22 protein-coding genes are annotated in these 18,136 nt (G+C 74.7%); 11 read left to right on the forward strand and 11 right to left on the reverse strand.

The window, feature by feature from the left end; translation table 11 throughout:
* Positions 1–27 precede the first annotated feature (27 nt).
* The 3 genes from N555_RS0115850 to N555_RS0115860 are packed head-to-tail and all read right to left on the reverse strand — an operon-like array spanning position 28 to position 1,303.
* Positions 28–471, reverse strand: coding sequence for an SRPBCC family protein (locus N555_RS0115850; protein ID WP_029432476.1), 444 nt, complete (start codon positions 469–471; stop codon positions 28–30).
* A complete protein-coding gene (locus N555_RS0115855; protein ID WP_029432477.1) occupies positions 468–845 on the reverse strand; it encodes an ArsR/SmtB family transcription factor in 378 nt (125 codons plus the stop codon). Before N555_RS0115855 ends, N555_RS0115850 begins: the two co-directional genes overlap by 4 nt.
* Positions 842–1,303, reverse strand: coding sequence for an SRPBCC domain-containing protein (locus N555_RS0115860; protein ID WP_029432478.1), 462 nt, complete (start codon positions 1,301–1,303; stop codon positions 842–844). The genes N555_RS0115855 and N555_RS0115860 overlap by 4 nt, the downstream gene beginning before the upstream one ends.
* A gap of 148 nt (positions 1,304–1,451) precedes the next feature.
* Between N555_RS0115860 and N555_RS0115865 the strand changes: the two genes are divergently transcribed.
* The 3 genes from N555_RS0115865 to N555_RS0115875 are packed head-to-tail and all read left to right on the forward strand — an operon-like array spanning position 1,452 to position 3,278.
* Complete coding sequence (locus N555_RS0115865) at positions 1,452–1,811, forward strand: VOC family protein (RefSeq protein ID WP_029432479.1); 360 nt, start codon at positions 1,452–1,454, stop codon at positions 1,809–1,811.
* 28 nt (positions 1,812–1,839) lie between these two features.
* The gene (locus tag N555_RS0115870; RefSeq protein WP_051684131.1) at positions 1,840–2,682 is read left to right on the forward strand and encodes a helix-turn-helix domain-containing protein; all 843 of its coding nucleotides are present in this window, start codon (positions 1,840–1,842) and stop codon (positions 2,680–2,682) included.
* On the forward strand, positions 2,679–3,278 hold the full coding sequence (locus N555_RS0115875) for a TIGR03086 family metal-binding protein (RefSeq protein ID WP_029432481.1): 600 nt from the start codon (positions 2,679–2,681) through the stop codon (positions 3,276–3,278). Before N555_RS0115870 ends, N555_RS0115875 begins: the two co-directional genes overlap by 4 nt.
* A gap of 25 nt (positions 3,279–3,303) precedes the next feature.
* Here the strand turns inward: N555_RS0115875 and N555_RS0115880 are convergent, their stop codons facing one another.
* Positions 3,304–4,101 (reverse strand): ABC transporter permease, encoded by a 798-nt coding sequence (locus N555_RS0115880; protein WP_029432482.1) that lies wholly within the window; start codon positions 4,099–4,101, stop codon positions 3,304–3,306.
* On the reverse strand, positions 4,098–5,018 hold the full coding sequence (locus tag N555_RS0115885; RefSeq protein WP_029432483.1) for an ABC transporter ATP-binding protein: 921 nt from the start codon (positions 5,016–5,018) through the stop codon (positions 4,098–4,100). The genes N555_RS0115880 and N555_RS0115885 overlap by 4 nt, the downstream gene beginning before the upstream one ends.
* A gap of 139 nt (positions 5,019–5,157) precedes the next feature.
* Here N555_RS0115885 and N555_RS0115890 point away from each other — a divergent pair, with 139 nt between their 5' ends.
* Positions 5,158–6,420 carry a sensor histidine kinase gene (locus N555_RS0115890; RefSeq protein WP_029432484.1) on the forward strand — a complete coding sequence of 421 codons (1,263 nt, stop codon included), beginning with the start codon at positions 5,158–5,160 and terminating at the stop codon, positions 6,418–6,420.
* Complete coding sequence (locus N555_RS0115895) at positions 6,417–7,094, forward strand: response regulator transcription factor (protein ID WP_029432485.1); 678 nt, start codon at positions 6,417–6,419, stop codon at positions 7,092–7,094. The genes N555_RS0115890 and N555_RS0115895 overlap by 4 nt, the downstream gene beginning before the upstream one ends.
* A 9-nt stretch (positions 7,095–7,103) precedes the next feature.
* Here the strand turns inward: N555_RS0115895 and N555_RS0115900 are convergent, their stop codons facing one another.
* Positions 7,104–7,751 carry a LysE family translocator gene (locus N555_RS0115900; protein ID WP_029432486.1) on the reverse strand — a complete coding sequence of 216 codons (648 nt, stop codon included), beginning with the start codon at positions 7,749–7,751 and terminating at the stop codon, positions 7,104–7,106.
* 39 nt (positions 7,752–7,790) lie between these two features.
* Positions 7,791–8,561 (reverse strand): TetR/AcrR family transcriptional regulator, encoded by a 771-nt coding sequence (locus tag N555_RS0115905; RefSeq protein WP_029432487.1) that lies wholly within the window; start codon positions 8,559–8,561, stop codon positions 7,791–7,793.
* Between the two features lie 117 nt (positions 8,562–8,678).
* Between N555_RS0115905 and N555_RS0115910 the strand changes: the two genes are divergently transcribed.
* From N555_RS0115910 to N555_RS0115920, 3 genes are all read left to right on the forward strand, one after another.
* On the forward strand, positions 8,679–9,647 hold the full coding sequence (locus N555_RS0115910) for an ATP-binding cassette domain-containing protein (protein WP_051684133.1): 969 nt from the start codon (positions 8,679–8,681) through the stop codon (positions 9,645–9,647).
* 26 nt (positions 9,648–9,673) lie between these two features.
* Positions 9,674–10,465 (forward strand): ABC transporter permease, encoded by a 792-nt coding sequence (locus tag N555_RS0115915; RefSeq protein ID WP_029432489.1) that lies wholly within the window; start codon positions 9,674–9,676, stop codon positions 10,463–10,465.
* Between the two features lie 137 nt (positions 10,466–10,602).
* Positions 10,603–11,307 (forward strand): M50 family metallopeptidase, encoded by a 705-nt coding sequence (locus N555_RS0115920; protein WP_029432490.1) that lies wholly within the window; start codon positions 10,603–10,605, stop codon positions 11,305–11,307.
* On the opposite strand, the gene N555_RS0115925 is transcribed toward N555_RS0115920, so the two are convergent.
* Complete coding sequence (locus N555_RS0115925) at positions 11,304–13,664, reverse strand: glycoside hydrolase family 65 protein (protein ID WP_029432491.1); 2,361 nt, start codon at positions 13,662–13,664, stop codon at positions 11,304–11,306. The two genes, N555_RS0115920 and N555_RS0115925, sit on opposite strands and share 4 nt — an antisense overlap.
* A complete protein-coding gene (locus N555_RS0115930; protein ID WP_029432492.1) occupies positions 13,661–14,419 on the reverse strand; it encodes a beta-phosphoglucomutase family hydrolase in 759 nt (252 codons plus the stop codon). Before N555_RS0115930 ends, N555_RS0115925 begins: the two co-directional genes overlap by 4 nt.
* 135 nt (positions 14,420–14,554) lie before the next feature.
* Between N555_RS0115930 and N555_RS0115935 the strand changes: the two genes are divergently transcribed.
* On the forward strand, positions 14,555–15,100 hold the full coding sequence (locus tag N555_RS0115935) for a YbhB/YbcL family Raf kinase inhibitor-like protein (RefSeq protein WP_029432493.1): 546 nt from the start codon (positions 14,555–14,557) through the stop codon (positions 15,098–15,100).
* Here the strand turns inward: N555_RS0115935 and N555_RS0115940 are convergent.
* A complete protein-coding gene (locus tag N555_RS0115940) occupies positions 15,085–15,894 on the reverse strand; it encodes a GNAT family N-acetyltransferase (RefSeq protein ID WP_029432494.1) in 810 nt (269 codons plus the stop codon). The genes N555_RS0115935 and N555_RS0115940 overlap by 16 nt on opposite strands.
* Before the next feature lie 95 nt (positions 15,895–15,989).
* Between N555_RS0115940 and coaA the strand changes: the two genes are divergently transcribed.
* The gene (coaA, locus tag N555_RS0115945) at positions 15,990–16,949 is read left to right on the forward strand and encodes a type I pantothenate kinase (protein WP_029432495.1); all 960 of its coding nucleotides are present in this window, start codon (positions 15,990–15,992) and stop codon (positions 16,947–16,949) included.
* 285 nt (positions 16,950–17,234) lie between these two features.
* Entirely contained in the window at positions 17,235–17,435 is a 201-nt protein-coding gene (locus N555_RS0115950) for a DUF5999 family protein (RefSeq protein ID WP_029432496.1), read from the forward strand.
* Positions 17,436–17,465: 30 nt separating this feature from the next.
* Here the strand turns inward: N555_RS0115950 and N555_RS0115955 are convergent, their stop codons facing one another.
* The gene (locus N555_RS0115955) at positions 17,466–18,113 is read right to left on the reverse strand and encodes a dihydrofolate reductase family protein (protein ID WP_029432497.1); all 648 of its coding nucleotides are present in this window, start codon (positions 18,111–18,113) and stop codon (positions 17,466–17,468) included.
* Positions 18,114–18,136: the final 23 nt, after the last annotated feature.

Raw genomic sequence — 18,136 nt, forward strand, 5'->3', positions numbered from 1 at the left:
GATGCCTGCATGATGCAAGGACGGAAGTCAGTGCCAGTCGCTGATCGCCAGATCGCGCGGATCGGGCGCACCGGTCCCCGTCTCGAGCAGCTGCTTGAGGCTGACCAGGAACGTGGCCCACTTGGTGCTGCAGTGGTGCATGAACTCGACCGGCTCCCGCCAGCCCTCGTGGCGGAAGAGCACGATCGTCCAGTCGCCGTCCTGGCGCAGGTCGAACCGGACGGTGGTGCCGATCCACTCGGCCGGGCCGTCGGCCACCTCCCAGCGCACCAGCCGGCCCGGGTCCAGCTCGGCGACCCGCATGTCGATGCCCCCAGGGCCGAAGCGGAACTGGATCACGCCCCCGACGTCGGTCTCCCCCGTCGTCTTCTCGGCCCACCAGCCGGACAGGCCGTCCAGCGTGGTGAGCGCCTCGTACACCCGCTCCGGTGACGAGTGCTCGACCCCGATGCGGTGCAGGATGTCGGTCATCTCCGTGGTCCTCTCTCTCGGTCCTTCTCCGATACGCCGTGCTCGATCGCCTCGGCGAGGCGCTTGATCCGCTGCAGGCGGGTGTCCCAGGCCGCGCCGACGTCGGTGAGCTGGGCGACCGCGCGCGCCAGCTGCGCCTGGTCCACCCGGAACTGCCGCTCGCGGCCGACGGCGGAGGCGTGCACCAGCCCGACCCGGTCGAGGACGACGAGGTGCTTGGCCACCGCCTGGCGGGTCACCGGCAGGCGGTCACTGAGGCTGGTCGCCGTCCCGCTGCCCTCGCTCAGGAGCAGGTCGAGCATCCGGCGCCGGGTCGGGTCGCCGATGGCGGACCACAGGTCGTCGTCCACCCGGTCGTCCAGGACGGCGCTCATGCGTTGGCCCCGACCTCCGCGGCGTACGCCACCAGGCGCGGCAGGAAGTGGTCCCAGCCGCTGACGTGGTCGGCGCGGTGCGCGGCGACCGTGGCCTCGTCCCAGCCGCGCTCGCGGAAGCCGGTCTCGGTCATCCGCAGGCGGGTCCCCGCGCCGGCCGGCTCCAGCTCGAACACCACCAGGAACGAGTTGCCCGGGCCGGCCGACTCCCCCTCCTCGTGCGTCCACCGGAAGGAGAACAGCCGGTGCGGCACGGCGTCGACGACGGTGAACCGCACCCACGCGCCACCGTCCGCCGGATCGCCGAAGCGGATGCGCCCGTCTCCCCCCGGCACCGCCGGGTAGTTGGCCTCGTCCGGCCACCACTCGCGTACGTGCTCGGGACTGCTCACCACGTCGAAGACCACCTCCGGAGAGGCGTCGATGTGCAGCTCCCGCTCGATCGATCCCGGTTCCATGTCCTCCGCCTTTCGCAACTATCGGTTGCGGATCAACGTAGCCCTCGAGGGGGCAAACGCGCAACTGTCGGTTGCGTCAACGCGCGCACCGATGAGATCGGACTCAGGGAACGGTCCGAGCTGGGACGCCGACCCCTGGAGGAAGTCCGTGCCCAGCACCGTCCAGCCGACCCTGATCACCCGGGACGTCGACCGCCTGCTCCGCTTCTACGTCGGCGTGGCCGGCGCGGAACCGACCGACCGGCAGCCCCCGGAGGGCCCGGTCTTCTACCAGGGCCTGCGGATCGGGGACTCCGACCTGGGGATCGTCGCCGTGGACGACGCGCCCGCCGATCCCGGCCGGGTGCTGCTGAGCATCGCCGTGGCCGACGTGGACGCAGCCCTCCCCCGCGTCGAGGAGCTCGGCGGTGCGGTCCAGGGGCCGCCGAACGACATGCCGTGGGGTGAGCGCGTGGCCCACGTGCGCGACCCCGACGGCAACGCGCTGAACCTCACGACCTCGCTCTGACCAGCGGCGCCGCCGTACCGTCTGCGTCGTGGGCGACGGCGGGACGCGGGGCATCCTCCGTCCGGCCGCCATGCCCGAGGTCTTCACCCTCGACCGGCTGCCGCCCGCGGACGACCTGGCGGACCTCGTCGCCGTCCACTGGCGGGTCGCCGTCGACCTGCCCCCGGGACGGCAGCACGAGTCGCTGGTGCTCTCCTACCCCGCCGTCAACCTCTCCTTCGAGCCGGACGGCACCTGGGTGACCGGACCGGTGTCGGGGACCTACCGGCGGCAGCTGTCCGGCCGCTTCTCCGTCTGCGCGGTGCGCTTCCGCCCCGCCGCCTTCCGCTCACTTGTGGACCGCCCGGTGTCCGGGCTGCGGAACCGGGTGCTGCCGGCCGGCGAGCTGCTCCCCCTCGACGACGGCGTGGTGGAGGCCGTGCGCGGCGCCGCCGACCTCGCCGCCGCGCGGCCGCTGGTCGAGGACTGGCTGCGCGGGCTCCCCCGGTCCCCCACCGCCGAACAGGTGGAGCTGGACGCGGCGGTGGACCTGGTCGAGACCGACCGGGAACTCACCCGTGTCGACCAGCTGGCCGACCGCTGCGGCCGCTCGGTGCGCTGGCTCCAGCGGGCCTTCGCCGACGCCGTCGGCCTGCCGGTCAAGCAGGTCATCCGGATGGCGCGGCTCCGGGAGGTCGCCCAGCGGGCGCTGACCGGCGACGTCGACTGGGCGGCCGTCGCCGCCGACCTCGGTTACGCCGACCAGGCCCACCTGGTGCGGGACTTCACCGCCACCGTCGGCACACCGCCCGGCCGCTACGCCCGCGAGGTCGCCCCGCCGTCGTCTTTGTCCAAGACCGCGACCGGCGCGGTCCCGAGCATGGACGCATGACCGCCGCCACCACGCTCCCTCCCCTGTTCGACGACCTCGCCGACGCCGCCCGCGCGGCCGCCACCGTCGCCCGCGGCGCGGCCGGGGCGCCGCTGGACTCCCCCACCCCGGCCACCGAGTGGGACCTGCGCACCCTGGTGGACCACTGGGTGCTCTACACCTCGCACGGCCTCGAGCACCGGGCCCGGAAGGCCGACCTCCCCGAGGAGCTGGTCGGCCGCGACTTCGCCGCCGAGCCCGACTGGCCGCAGCGCTACGCGGAGGAGCTCGACCGGGCCCTCGCCGCCTGGCGCGACCCCGCCGCCTGGCAGGGCGACGTCGACTTCGGCGGCGGCATGACCATGCCCGTCGAGGCGGTGGTCGGGATGAACCTCGCCGAGGTGGTCCTCCACGGCTGGGACGTCGCCGCGGCCACCGGCCAGACGGTCGAGGTGTCCGACCGCACCGCCCGCAGCGTGCTGGCGGCCGTCGAGCAGAGCGCGGAGATGATGCGCCAGTACGACGGCTTCGCCGGCGCGCTCCCGGTCGACGACGAGATGCCGCCGCTCGAGCGGGCGCTGCGGCTGTCCGGCCGGGACCCGCACTGGCGACCGTGAGCCGCGACGGGCGACGCCGGATCGCTCACGAGATCTCGCTCCGCTCGATCCGCAGCCACCCCGCGACCATCGGCAGCACGCCCCACAGCCCGACCGAGGTGGCCACCTGCAGCCAGCCCTGACCGTCGAGCTCCCCCAGGTACATCGGCGCGGTCGTGGTGGTGAGGTCCAGCCAGTCCCGCATCCAGGTCAGGGCGTCGACCAGGTTGGACACGATCGTCACCACGGTCGGGGCGAGGAAGTACAGGACGATCGCCAGCGGCGAGCTGAGCAGCAGCATGCCGAAGGCGACGCCGATCAGGATCGAGAGCACCTGGACCACGACGATCTGTCCCAGCTGGGCGCCGCTGAGCGCCCAGTCGGTCGCGTCCGGCGTCAGGACGGGGGTCAACAGGGCGCCGAGGGCCGCGGCGGCGAGGGTGACGAGCACACCGAGCAGGGCCAGCACCGTCGCGGCGAGCACCTTGGCGCCGAGCACCCGGGACCGGTCGGGGACGAGGGCGAACGTCGTCATCGCGGTGCGCTGGGACCACTCGCTGGTGACGAGGAGGATGCCGAGCACCGGCAGGAGCAGGCCGACGGGCAACTGGGTGTTGGCCAGGAACAGCGCGAAGGTCTTGTCCGGCTCCTCGGCGAAGAACATCTGCAGCAGCGCCACGGCCGGCGACGTCAGCGCGATGACGAGCAGTAGCCAGAAGCCCGCCCGGGTGTCGGAGCTCTTGCGGAGCTCCACCTGGGTGAGCCGCGTCAGTGTCGGCCCCGGGACGGTCCGGTGCGCGGTCGGGGTCGTGGTGGGTGACGTGGTGCCGGTCCCGGTGCTCATGCCCGGCTCTCCTGGGTCTGCGGGGCGGAGGGACCGCCGTCGGGCGTGGTGGTCAGCGAGCGGAACAGCTCCTCGAGCCGGTCCCCGCCGGCCGGGCGGAGCTCCAGCAGCGGCACCCCGGCCGCGGCCGCGGCGAGTCCGACCGCCTCGGCGGTGCCGTCGGCGACGAGGGCACCGGACGGCCCGTCGGTGACGTCGAGTCCCGCCGCGCCGAGTGCGCCGGCGAGGCCGGCGCGATCCCGTGCCCGGACGAGGGTGCCGGTACCGGCGAGCAGCTCCTCACTGCTGCCCTGGGCGACGACCCGGCCTCCGGCGATCACGACCAGCTGGTCGGCGACCGCCTCCACCTCCCGGAGCAGGTGCGACGAGAGCAGCACCGTGCCGCCCCGGTCGGCGAAGTCCCTCAGCAGCCCCCGCATCCAGAAGATGCCCTCGGGGTCCAGCCCGTTCGCCGGCTCGTCGAGGACCAGCACCTCGGGGTCGCCGAGGAGCGCCGTCGCGAGGCCGAGCCGCTGCCGCATGCCGAGGGAGTACTTGCCCACCCACTTGTCGGCCGGCTTCCCGGCGAGCCCGACCTGCTGCAGCACCTCGTCGACGCGCGTGCGCCCGACCCCGAGCACCATCGCGGAGAGCACGAGCGTCTCCCGCCCGGTCCGCCCGGCGTGCTGGGCGCCGGCGTCGAGCAGCACGCCGACGTGGCGGCCGGCGTTGGGCAGGTCGCGGTACGGGCGGCCACCGACCGTGGCCGTGCCGCTGGAGGGCCGGGCCAGCCCGCAGAGCGCCCGCAGGGTCGTGGACTTGCCGGCGCCGTTGGGGCCGAGGAACCCGGTGACCGTGCCCGGCCGGCAGCCGAAGGTGACGTCCGAGACGGCGACCTGGGTCCCGTAGCGCTTCGTGAGGTGCTCGATGGCGATCATGGGACCGAGCGTCGCGGTCACCCGCCGCCCCCCGCATCGGCCGGAGGGCGGCACCCCCTCGACCGAGGTCGGTGCCCGCCCTCCCGGACCTAGACCTTCGTCGGTGTCCCCGGGCGATCGCCCTCCGTAGCCTGGCGCGGTGAGCACCGTCGCCCCGAGGACCGCGCCGGGGGTCGACCACCCCTCGCTCGTCCCGGCGCTGCTGCTCGCCGACTCGCTCTCCCCCGACGCCGACCATGCCGGCCGGCGGGTGCGCCGCTCGGTGCGGGACTGGGTGGTCGACGTCACGGCGTTCGTGCTCTCCCTGGCCATCGGGCTGCTGCTCGTGGGCGAGGCGTCGGTCGGCCCGCAGCCGCCGTCGGAGGCCGTGCAGTTCGCCGACCTCGTGCTCGGGACGGCGGGCTGCATCGCCCTGTGGGGACGTCGCCGGTGGCCGGTCGGGCTGGCGCTCGGGCTGGCCGTGATCGGCACCTTCTCCGACATGGGGTCGATCGCGATCCTGATCGCGCTCTTCACCGTCGCGGTGCACCGCCCGTGGCGGACGGTGCTCGTCGTCACCGCGGTGAACCTGGCGTCCTTCCTGGTCTACGCGTTCGTGCGCCCCGACCCCGAACTCCCCTGGCCGGTGTTCCTCGCCCTCGGGATGGCTCTCACCGCGGCCGTCGTCGCCTGGGGGATGTTCGTCCGCGCCCGCCGCCAGCTCATCGTGTCCCTGCGCGACCGTGCCGACCGGGCCGAGCAGCAGCAGCGGCTGCGCGTGGAACAGGCCCGTCAGCTCGAGCGGACCCGCATCGCGCGGGAGATGCACGACGTCCTGGCCCACCGGCTCTCGCTGCTCAGCATGCACGCCGGCGCCCTGGAGTTCCGTCCCGACGCCCCGCCGGCGGAGGTCGGCCGGGCTGCGGGCGTCGTGCGGGCCACCGCCCGCCAGGCTCTCGAGGACCTGCGTGAGGTCATCGGCGTACTGCGCGACTCCGGCGAGACCGCCGACCCCGATCGTCCGCAGCCGACCCTCGCCGACGTCCCCGCGCTGGTCGAGGAGTCCCGGCAGGCCGGGCTCCGCGTGTCCGTCGACTGCGCCGTCCCCGACCTCGCGAGCGCCCCCAGCGTCCCCGGCCGCACCGCGTACCGGATCGTGCAGGAGGGGCTGACCAACGCGCGGAAGCACGCGGCCGGCGCCGTGGCCCACGTCCGGCTGACCGGCGGCCCGGGCGCGGGGCTGGCCGTCGAGCTGACCAACCCGGCGCCGGTCGGTGAACGGGTGCCGGCGCTGCTGCCGGGCGCCGGCACGGGCCTGGTCGGCCTGAGCGAGCGGGTCGGCCTGGCCGGGGGCCGCCTGGAGTCGGGCTGGACGCCGGCCGGCGAGTTCCGGCTGCACGCATGGCTCCCGTGGCCGGCATGACCGGTCCCGTGCGGGTGCTCGTGGTGGACGACGACCCGCTGGTGCGCGCCGCCCTGACCATGGTGTTCGGCGGCACCGAGGACCTGCTCGTGGTCGGCGAGGCGGCCGACGGCGACGAGGTGCCGGCGGCCGTGGCGGCCGGCGACCCCGACGTCGTCCTCATGGACATCCGGATGCCGCGGCTGGACGGGCTCACCGCCACCGAGCGCCTGCGGAGCCGGCACGGCGGGCCCGAGGTCATCGTGCTGACGACCTTCTCCGGGGACGCCGAGGTGTTGCGGGCGCTGCGCCTGGGCGCGAGCGGCTTCCTCGTCAAGGACACCCCGCCGGCCGCGATCGTCGACGCCGTGCGGCGGGTGGCCGGCGGCGAGCCGATGCTCTCCCCCACGGTGACCCGGCAGCTGATGGCCCACGTCAGCGGGACCCCACAGCCGGACGGTCGCCCGGAGGACGGACGTCGCACCGCCGCCCTCACCGCCCTCGACCGGCTCAGCGAGCGGGAACGCGAGGTCGCCCTCTCCGTGGGCCGGGGCCTGTCGAACGCCCAGATCGCCGCCGAGCTGTTCATGAGCGTCGCCACCGTGAAGGCGCACGTGTCCCGGCTGCTCACCAAGCTCGACGTGGGCAACCGGGTCCAGATCGCGCTCGTCGTGCACGACGCCGGGCTCGCCTGAGGGGCCCGCTCAGCGGCCGGCGGTGGCCACCCGCAGACCGAGCGCGACGAGCACCGTGCCGCTGACCGTCTCCAGGCGGCGGCGGATCCGCGGCCGACGAAACCACTCCCCTGCCCGCGCGACCCCGGCGGCCAGCCCGAGGTAGAGCCCGATCTCGACGCCGACCTGGATGGTCGCGAGGACGACGGTGCCGGCGAACGGCGACCCGGACGCCGGCACGAACTGCGGGTAGAAGGCGACCATGAAGACGGCGAGCTTGGGGTTGGCCAGCTGGACGGCCAGCCCCTCGCCGAACGCCGCCCACCACCGGCGGGGGCCCCACTCCCCCACACCGTCCGCGACCTCCGCGACGTCGGTCCCCGTGCCCCGCCAGGCACCGAGCAGCGCGCGGACCCCCAGGTATCCGAGGACGACGGCTCCCGCGATGCGCAGGACCAGGTAGGCCACCTCGGACGCCGCGACCAGGGCGGCCAGCCCGGCGCCGGCCAGGAGTGCCCACACGAAGAGGCCGGCCTCGATGCCCAGCACGGTCGGCACCGCTGCGACCCGTCCGCGCAGGGCCGCGCGGCGCACGATCAGCGCCATCGCCGGCCCGGGTGAGGCGGCGATGAGGAGCACCGCCGCGAGGAAGGCGGGCAGCGTGCCGAGGAGGTCCACGCCGTCAGCGTGGCCGGGCCGGCGCCGGGCGTCGACCGACTATCCGCCGGTGCGCGAGGCGAGGAAGGCGGCCACCCCGTCGAAGTAGCAGGCCAGCGCGAAGGCGAACTCCGGTCCGAAGTCGTCGTAGGGCTCGTCAGGCGCGTCGGCGCCACCAGGACCGCCGGGCCCGAACACGCCGGCCGCGACGGCGCGGCTCAGGGCGGGGAAGCCCACCGGGTCGACCAGGGTGGCCAGCGAGGCGGCGTAGCCGGCCCCGAAGGCGTCCGGGTCCTCCGCGTACCCGGCGGCCAGGTCGATGGCCAGCCGCGCCTGCCCGTGCACGATGGGCAGCAGGCCGGTCACCACGACGACCTTGTCCTCCTCCGACACCGGCACGTCGGCGAGGGCGCCGAGGGCCCGGTCGAACCAGGCGAGGTTGCGCGGTCCGGCCGGCGGGCCCTTGAGCGGCACCTCGCGGTACCACGGGTGCTGACGCATCATCCCGAGGACGGAATGGGCCCAGGCCGTCAGCCGCTCGCGCCAGTCCGCCCCCGGCAGCGCGGCCGGGGGTTCGTCGAGGGCCGCGTCGGACATGAGTAGCAGCAACTCGTCCTTGCTGTCGACGTACCGGTAGAGGGACATCGCCGCGCTCCCCAGCTCGGCCGCCACGCGGGCCATCGAGACCGCGCCCAGGCCCTCGGCGTCGGCCACGGTGATCGCGGCGCGGGTGATCCCGTCGACGCTCAGCGCGGGGTTCCGCCCACGCCGGGGTGCCGGTCGGCGGCCCCACAGCAGCGCGACGTCGGCAGGCAGGTCCGGCTGGTCCATCGGCGTCCTCTCCTCGGCGCGCCAAGCGTAGGTGGGGTCTTGCACACGCTTTAGCGTACGCCCTACGCTGATTCGCGTACGACATACGCAGAGTCGTCCCACCCCTGAGGAGCAGTCGTGATCATCGAGGCCACCGGCCTGTGCAAGACGTACGGGGACCACCGTGCCCTGGACGGCGTCGACCTGTGCGCGGCGGAGGGCGAGGTGCTGGCCCTCCTCGGCCCCAACGGGGCGGGCAAGACCACCACCGTCCGCATCCTCACCACCCTGACCCGCCCGGACGCCGGGACCGCGCGCATCGACGGGCACGACGTCGTCACCGAGCCCGGCCGGGCCCGCGCGGCGCTGAGCCTCACCGGCCAGTCGGTGGCCGTCGACGACCGGCAGACCGGCCGGGAGAACCTCGTCATGGTCGGTCGCCTCGGTCACCTGGGCCGCCGCGGCGCCCGCGCCCGCGCTGCCGAGCTGCTCGGCCGCTTCGACCTCGCCGACTCCGCCGACCGCCGCGTCGAGGGCTGGTCCGGCGGCATGCGCCGTCGCCTCGACCTCGCGATGAGCCTGGTCTCCACCCCCCGGGTGCTCTTCCTCGACGAGCCGACCACCGGGCTGGACCCGGCCAGCCGCGCCACGATGTGGGACGCCATCGGCGAGCTCGTCGACGGCGGCACCACCATCGTGCTCACCACCCAGTACCTCGAGGAGGCCGACCGCCTGGCCGACCGGGTGGTCCTGGTGGACGGCGGCCGGGTCGCGGCCGAGGGCACGCCGGACGAGCTCAAGGCACGCATCGGCGGGGAGCGGCTCGAACTCGTCTTCCCCGGGCCGGCCGAGGCGCTCGCCGCCGCCCGCGCACTCGGCGACCGGGATCGGCGGACCGACGGACCCGTGGTCGACGGCCCGCGACTCGCGGTGCCCTCGGACGGCACGGCCGGGCACCTGCACGCAGTCCTCGACGCACTCACGGCGGCCGGGACCCGCCCCGAGCGGGTGTCCGCCACCCGGCCCAGCCTCGACGACGTCTTCCTCGCGCTCACCGGCCGCCGCGGCGCGGTGCCGGCCGAGACCTCCTCCCCCGTCCCCGCCTGACCGACCCCGTCACCCCGGAGCCCCCGATGACCGCCCTCCTGCCCCCCGTCCACTCCGGCGCCCGCGCCGCCCTGTCCGACGTCGCCACGATGACCGGCCGCTGCATCCGGCTGACCCGGCGCGACGCCGACACCCTCGTCATGTCGATCGTGCTGCCGCTGATGCAGATGGCCCTGTTCGTGTACGTGTTCGGCGGCGCCATCAGCACGCGGGCCGGGTACATCGACTACGTCGTCCCCGGGATCGTCCTGCTCTGCACCGGCTACGGCGCCGCCTCCACGGCGACCGCCGTCGCCGCGGACACCGCGAGCGGGATGGTGGACCGGCTGCGGTCGATGCCCGTGCGCAGCTCCGCCGTCCTCACGGGACACGTCGTCGCCAGCGTCGCGCGCAACGCCGTCGCGACCACCGTCGTGATCGGCGCGGCCGTGCTCATCGGCTTCCGTCCGGACGCGGAGCCGGCCGAGTGGCTGCTCGCCGCGGCGGTGCTGCTGCTCTACGTGCTGGCGCTGTCGTGGCTGGCGGCGTTCCTCGGCGTGCTCGCCCGCGGCGTGGAGTCGGCCAGCGCCTTCTCCTTCGTGATGCTCTTCCTCCCCTACCTGAGCAGCGCCTTCGTCCCGCCGGACACCCTGCCGACGGCCCTACGCGCGGTCGCCGAGCACCAGCCGATCACCCCGGTCACCGAGACCGTGCGCGGGCTGCTCAGCGGCACCCCGATCGGCTCGTCGGCCTGGCTGGCGGTCGCCTGGTGCACGGGGCTGCTCGTCGCCTCCGCGGTCGCGGCCTCGTGGGCCTTCCGCCGCCGGGGTTCCCGGTAGTCGCTCCTCGTCTCTTGGTTCCTGGCACCGCGCGCGTCCGAGCGCGACGTTGTTGGGGATAACGGTCGTGGTGCGATCGGAGCGCCAGGGCGGTCTGGGACGCTGGGCGGACGGACCCGGCACCGAGGAGGACGACCGTGGACGTCCTCGGCCGGTTCTGGGCCCGTGTCACCACCCCGCTGCCGGAGCTCGCCCCGGAGTACCTGTGGGCCGCGGCGGCCGTCGCCCTGCTCGTCGTCCTCTCCCCCGCGCTGTGGCGGCCGGCCCGGAACGTCGTGACGATCGCCCACGAGGGCGCCCACGGACTCGTCGCCCTGGCGGCGGGGCGGCGGCTGTCCGGGATCCGGCTGCACTCCGACACCTCGGGGCTCACCGTCTCGGCCGGCCGCCCCACCGGGCCGGGGATGGTGGCGACCTGCGCCGCCGGCTACACCGGGCCCGCCCTGTTCGGCCTCGGTGCCGCCGCGCTGCTGGCCGCCGGGCACGCCGTCGGGCTGCTCTGGGCGCTGCTGGGCCTCCTGGCGCTGCTGCTCGTCCAGATCCGCAACTGGTACGGACTGTGGTCGGTGCTCGCCACCGGCGCGGCGGTGTTCGCCGCGACCGAGTGGCTGCCGCCGACCGGGCAGGCGGTCTTCGCCGCCACGCTGACCTGGTTCCTCCTGCTGGCCGCGCCCAAGGCCGTCGTCGAGCTGCAGCGGTCCCGGCGACGGCGGTCGGCGGGCGACTCCGACGCCGACCAACTGGCCCGGCTCACCGGCCTGCCGGCGCTGCTGTGGGTGGGGGTCCTGCTCGCCGTCGACCTCGGCTGCCTGGCGCTGGGCGCCTGGTGGCTGCTGGCCTAGCGCGAGCGCCGGCGCGGGGCCGCGCCGTGCGGCTGGTGCACCGGGGTCACCTGCGGGGCGGGCGGGATGTCGTGCGGGACCTCGCGCTCCCCCACCGTGATCCGGCGGCCGTGGTGGTGGACGTCGAGCGGTTCGCCCTCCACCAGCCGGTAGGTGGCCTGCTCGGTGCCGATCTCCACCTCGAGGATCCGCCCCTGGTAGACCACGCGGAAGCGCAGGCGGGTCAGCCGCGGCGGCAGCCGGGGAGCGAACAGCAGCCGGCCGTCGTGGTCGCGCATCCCGCCGAACCCGGCGACGGCGACGGTCCACCCGCCGGCCATCGAGGCGATGTGCAGGCCGTGACCGGAGTTGCCGTGCAGGTTCTGCAGGTCGGTCAGCGTGGCCTCGGCCCAGTAGTCGTAGGCCAGCTCCAGGTGGCCGGTCTCGGCGGCGACCACCGCCTGCTGCGAGGCCGACAGCGAGGAGTCGCGGACCGTGCGGGCCTCGTAGTACGCGAAGTCGGCCGCCTTCTCCTCCGGGGTGAACGCGTCACCGCGCAGGTGCAGCGCCATCACGAGGTCGGCCTGCTTGATGACCTGCTTCCGGTAGATCTCGAAGTACGGGTAGTGCAGCAGCAGCGGGTAGCAGCTGGGCGGGGTCGCCTCGAAGTCCCACTCCTGGTGGTGGGTGAAGGCGTCGGACTGCATGTGCACGCCGAGGCGGGCGTCGAACGGGACACGCATGAGCCGCGCGGCCCGCTCCCACTGCTCGACCTCCTCGGCGGTGACCTCGAGCCGGCCGGCGACGTCGGGTTGCCGCGCCACCGCCCTGGCCGCCTCGCGCAGGTTCCGCTGCGCCATGAGGTTGGTGTAGACGTTGTTGTCCACGACGGCGGTGTACTCGTCGGGGCCGGTGACCCCGTCGATCCGGAAGCCGTCCTCGGTGTCGAAGTGCCCGAGCGAGGCCCAGAGCCGGGCGGTCTCCACCAGCAGCTCGGCCCCGTAGTCGCGGTCGAACTCGTCGTCCTCGGTGGCGTGCCAGTACCGGACGACAGCGTCGGCGATGTCGGCGTTGATGTGGAAGGCCGCCGTCCCGGCCGGCCAGTAACCGGAGGTCTCCTCGCCGCGGATGGTGCGCCACGGGAAGGCCGCGCCCCGCCGGCCGAGCTCGCGGGCCCGGTCCCGGGCGAGGTCCAGCGTGGAGTGCCGCCAGCGCAGCGCGTCCCGGGCGGCGTGCGGGGCCGTGTACGTCAGCACCGGCAGCACGTAGGTCTCGGTGTCCCAGAAGGTGTGGCCGTCGTAGCCGGGCCCGGTGAGGCCCTTGGCCGGGATCGGCTGGCGCTCGGCGCGCAGCCCGGCCTGCAGGACGTGGAAGAGCCCGACGCGGACCGCCTGCTGCAGCTCGTCGTCGCCCTCGATCTCCACGTCGGCCTGGGCCCAGAACTCGTCGAGCACCGACTTCTGCTCGCTGAGCAGCCGCTCGAACCCGGCCAGCTTCGCGGTCGCCAGGGCGCCCTCGACCTGGTCGCGCAGCGCCGGCGCCGACCGCCGCGAGGACCACCCGTAGGCCAGGTACTTCACGAGCTTCAGGCCGCGGCCCTGGGGCAGTCGCGCGGCCAGGGTGAACCGGGCGAGGTCCTCCCCCGCCTCCATGTCCTCGGTGGCGGTGTCGGGCACGTCGATGACGTGGTCCATGCCCGCGGCCACGCGCAGCCCGCTGCGCCGTGTGCGGTGCACCAGCACGGCCCGCTGCCCGCGGCCGACGGCCAGCTCGCTGGCCAGGGGACGGCGCAGCGCCGCCGCCGCGCGGGGGTCGTCGGCCTCCATGCCGCTGTCGACCGGCTCGTTGGCCAGCAGGTCCGACTGCAGCGCCACGTAGAGGTCGCCGCGGCCGTCGGTGCACTCGACGGTGTACTCCATGGCGGCGATGGAGCGCCGGCTCAGCGAGACCAGCCGCGTGCTCGTGACCTTCACGGTCCGCCCCGCCGGCGAGCGCCACTCCGTGACCCGGCGCAGCACGCCCTTGCGCAGGTCCAGCGTGCGCCGGTGGTCGACGATCTCCCCGTAGTCCAGGTCCAGCGGGGTGTCACCGACCAGCAGCCGGATCAGCTTGCCGTCGGTGACGTTGACGACCGTCTGGCCCTGCTCGGGGAAGCCGTAGCCGGCCTCGGCGTAGGGCAGCGGCCGCTCCTCGAAGAAGCCGTTGAGGTAGGTGCCCGGGACGACGATCGGCTCGCCCTCCTCGAACGACCCGCGCATGCCGATGTGCCCGTTGGCCAGCGCGAACACCGACTCGTGCGTGCCCAGCGAGGCGTGGTCCAGACCGATCTCGGTCAGTGCCCACGGCTCGATCGGGAAGGTGGCCCGGCCCTCCGTCACGTGCTCTCCTCGTCGGTCCCGGCGGTCTGCTCCGCCGTCAACAGCTGGTCCAGGTCGGCCACGACGACGTCGGCGCCGTGCTCGCGCAGCGCGTCGGCCTGCCCGACACGATCCACCCCCACCACGAAGCCGAAGTCGCCGGCCCGGCCGGCGGCCACCCCCGACAGCGCGTCCTCGAAGACGACGGCCTGCGCCGGTTCCACGCCCAGCGCCCGCGCGCCGGCCAGGAAGGTGTCCGGCGCCGGCTTGCCCCGCAGCCCGTCGCGGGCGGCGACCACGCCGTCGACCCGCGCGTCGAGGAGCGCCCCGAAGCCGGCGGCCTGCACCACCTGCTCGCCGTTGGCCGATGCCGTCACCACCGCGGTGGCCAGGCCCGCGGCCCGCGCCGCCTCCAGGAACCGGACCGAGCCGGGGTAGACCTCGACGCCGTGCTCGTCGAGCTCGCGCAGCAGCAGCTCGTTCTTGCGCTGCCCGACGCCGTGCACCGTCTCGGCGTCGGGGCCGTCGTCCGGGGAGCCCTCGGGGAGGGTGATCCCGCGGCTGGCCAGGAAGTCGCGGACGCCGTCGGCCCGCGGCTTGCCGTCGACGAAGCGGTTGTACTCGTCCTGCGTGAACTCCGCCGCCCCCGGGTCGCGGGCGCGCAGGAACCCGTCGAAGGTCCGCTTCCACGCGGCCATGTGCACCGTGGCGGTCTTCGTCAGGACGCCGTCCATGTCGAAGAGACAGGCCGTGATGCCGTGCGGGAGTCCGAGCACGCTGCGACGCTACCGGCGCGGACACGCCGGTGACGGGTCGGAGCACAGTGGCGTGCGCGACGACGGGCGCCGGCGTCCCCGGCTGCCTACTGTCGGCCGGAGACGCCCGTTCCCACCTGCGAGGAGACCTCCGCCATGGCCGACCGGCCCGTGCCGCCCAGCCCGTACGACTTCCTCCCGTCCGTGCCCTCCTTCGAGGTGACGAGCACCGACCTCCGAGACGGCGAGACCCTCCCGATGCCGCACGTCAGCGGCGTCATGGGCGCCGGCGGCGAGGACCGATCCCCACAGCTGTCCTGGTCGGGCTTCCCCGAGGAGACGCGCGGCTTCGCCGTCACCGTCTTCGACCCCGACGCCCCCACCGCCAGCGGCTTCTGGCACTGGATCGTGACCGCCATCCCGGCCTCGGTGACCTCGCTGCCCTCCGGCGCCGGGAGCCAGGACGGCGCGGGGCTGCCCGAGGGCGCCCTGCAGCTGCGCAACGACGCCGGCTTCCCCGGCTACGTCGGCGCTGCTCCCCCGTCGGGCCACGGCCCGCACCGCTACTTCGTCGTCGTCCACGCGCTGGACACCGACGACATGGGCGTGCCCGCCGACGCCTCCCCCGCCTACCACGGGTTCAACCTGTTCTCCCACACGCTGGCGCGGGCGACGCTGGTCGCGACCTACGCGGAGGCCTGACCCGGGAGGTCGGCCACACCGGTCGTCCCGATCCAGGCGAACCCGACCCGCTCGTAGACGCGGGCGACGTCGTCGTCGCCCGCGGTCAGGAACACCAGGTCGGCGGTCTCGCGGGCGTGCTCGGCCAGGGCCGAGGTGAGGCCCGCCCCGAGACCGCGCCCGCGCAGCCGCGGCATGGTGGCGACGCCGGTGATCTCGCTGACCTCGCGGCCGTCGACGTCGAGCGGGTGGTGCGAACCCACGGCCACCGGCTCGCCGTCCTCGACCGCCACCATCATCACGGTCCGCCCGGTGGCGATCCGCTCGCGCAGCACCTCCGTGCGGGGGCCGGCCTCGACGCGCTCCTCCACGGTGGCGGGGGCGTCCTCGCTGCCCGGGGTGGCGAAGGCCAGCTCGACGAGCCGCTGGTAGCGCGGCAGCTGCGGGTCGTCGGCGCCGACGAGGTAGAGGCGGACCCCGGAGGGCAGCAGCAGCTCGACGGCGGTGTCGAGCACCAGCAGCGGCAGGTACTCGACCGTGAGCCCCGCTCCGCGAGCGGCGGCCGCCGTGCCGGCGGAACGCTCCCAGACCCACTCCAGGGCGACCGGCAGCCCCTCGGACTGCTGCAGCGCGATCGCCGCGCGGACGTCGTCGACGGTCACCGGGCTCCCGCCGGGCCGGGGACGGGCGGGGTACGGCCAGGCCGGCCCCACCACGGGGACCTCGAGCCCGCCCACGGTCTCGATCCGGCCGTCCGGCAGCGGAGCGGCGGCGTGGTACCGCTCGATGCAGTCGAGCAGCCCGGAGTTCGCCACGCGGCCGACAGTAGACGCCGGGGGTGCCCCTGCCGCCGCCCGTGCACCCCCGTGGGGTGACCCGGCGCGCGGCGTCCCGGCGGCCGGACGGCACGATGGACGGCGTGACGGCAGGAACGCGAGCCATCTCGCCCTACGCGGTGTTCGACCGCGCGTCGTGGCGGGCGCTGGCGGCCGGGTCGGAACTCCCCCTCGACGAGGGCGAGCTGGCCGACCTGAAGAGCCTCGGCGACCGGATCGACCTCGACGAGGTGACGACGGTCTACCTGCCGCTGGCCAAGCTGCTGAACCTGCACGTCGAGGCCAGCCGCGGCCTCTGGGCGGCCCGCAACCGGTTCCTCGGCGACACCAGCGCCAAGGTCCCCTACGTCATCGCCGTCGCCGGCAGCGTGGCGGTCGGCAAGAGCACCACCGCCCGGCTGCTGCAGACACTGCTGGCCAAGGGGCCCGGCTCGCCGCGGGTCGACCTGGTCACCACCGACGGGTTCCTGCTCCCCAACGCCGTCCTCGAGGCGCGGGGGCTGCTGGGCCGCAAGGGCTTCCCGGAGAGCTACGACCGGCGGGCGCTCATCCGCTTCCTCTCCGAGGTGAAGGGCGGCCGGGGTCGGGTCAGCGCGCCGCTGTACTCCCACCAGTCCTACGACGTCGTCGCGGACGCGACCCAGGACGTCGACCGGCCGGACATCCTGGTGCTCGAGGGGCTCAACGTGCTGCAGGCCGGACGCCGCGCCGACGGCCGCGCCCCGGAGGTCTTCCTCTCCGACCTGTTCGACTTCTCCGTCTACGTCGACGCCGCCGAGGCCGACATCCAGCAGTGGTACGTGGAGCGCTTCCTGGCCCTGCGCCGCACCGCGTTCGCCGACAGCGGCGCCTACTTCCACCGCTTCGCCGACCTCAGCGACGAGCAGGCCCGCCAGACCGCCCTGGAGATCTGGCGGTCGGTGAACGTGCCGAACCTCCGGGAGAACATCGTGCCCACCCGTTCGCGCGCGCGGGCCGTGCTGCAGAAGGCCGCCGACCACTCGGTGCGCCGGGTCCTCCTCCGCAAGCTCTGACCTCCGCTCGGCGCCCCCTCCCCCTGCGGACGCGACCGGCGGCCGCTCCGCGGCGACGTTGTTGGGGATAACGGTCATGGGGCGAACACGGACGGAGGGCCGACGCATGGTCCACCCCCTGGCTCCGCCGTGCCCATGGCAGATGTGCACGACCCCGACGGGTGACTCCGTCGGCGCGGCACCTGACTCCGGCCGTGATCCCGCGCACACTCATCGATGTTCGGTCACCGACCGGACACGAACCGTGACCCTCGGCCCTCCGGGGCCCGATCGGGAGTGATCCTGATGTGCCACCACGTATCCCCGTGCCCCGACGCCACCGGCGACGACCGTGACCTCGCCGCGGTGGTGAGCAGCCACCCCGAGCAGGGCTGGAGCCTGCTCTGCAACGGCGTCGTCCTGTTCGACGACGACGGCGAGCTGCTGCCCGACGGCCGTGCCGTCGCCCACCACCGCGACTTCGTGCCGGTGCTCGCCGGCGCCTGACCGGTTCCGCCCCGGCCCCCCGCGGGAGCGTCAGCCCGCGCGCGCGACGCCCCGCTCGGGTGCGGCCATGTCCCCGGTCCCTGGCGTCCCCTCGGCCAGCCCGTAGCGCAGGAAGACCGTGCCCCTGCCGCCCGCGGCAGGCGGCTCCAGGAGCGTGAGGTTCGCGGGTACCGCACCCCCGTCGAACACCTTCTTGCCCGTGCCGAGCGTGATCGGGTGCAGCCAGAGGTCGAGCCGGTCGAACAGCCGCTCACGCAGCAGCGTCTGCACCAGGTCCAGGCTGCCGACGACCTTGATGTGCTCGTGCCGGTCCCGGACCTCGCGGACCGCCGCGGGGAGGTCGGGGCCCAGCTGCGTGGACCCGGCCCACGAGAGGTCCGGCCGCCCGCGGGAGGCCACGTACTTCGGGATCCGGTTGAAGAGGGTGGCGATGTCGTCGTCCTGGCCGCCCTCCTGGTGCGGCCAGAACGCGGCGAAGATGTCGTACGTCCGCCGGCCCAGCAGGAGCGCGTCGGTGCCCTCGTACGCGGCAGCGACCTGCGCCCCGGACACCTCGTCCATCAGGGGCGCCTGCCAGCCGCCGAAGGCGAACCCGCCCTCGGGGTCCTCCTCCGGCCCGCCGGGCGCCTGCCCGACGAGGTCGAGGGTCGCGAACATCTCGATGTGGACGAGGCCCATGGCGCACTCCCGGGATCGGTCGA

It is taken from the genome of Blastococcus sp. URHD0036 (assembly GCF_000701365.1).
Lineage (GTDB): Bacteria > Actinomycetota > Actinomycetes > Mycobacteriales > Geodermatophilaceae > Trujillonella.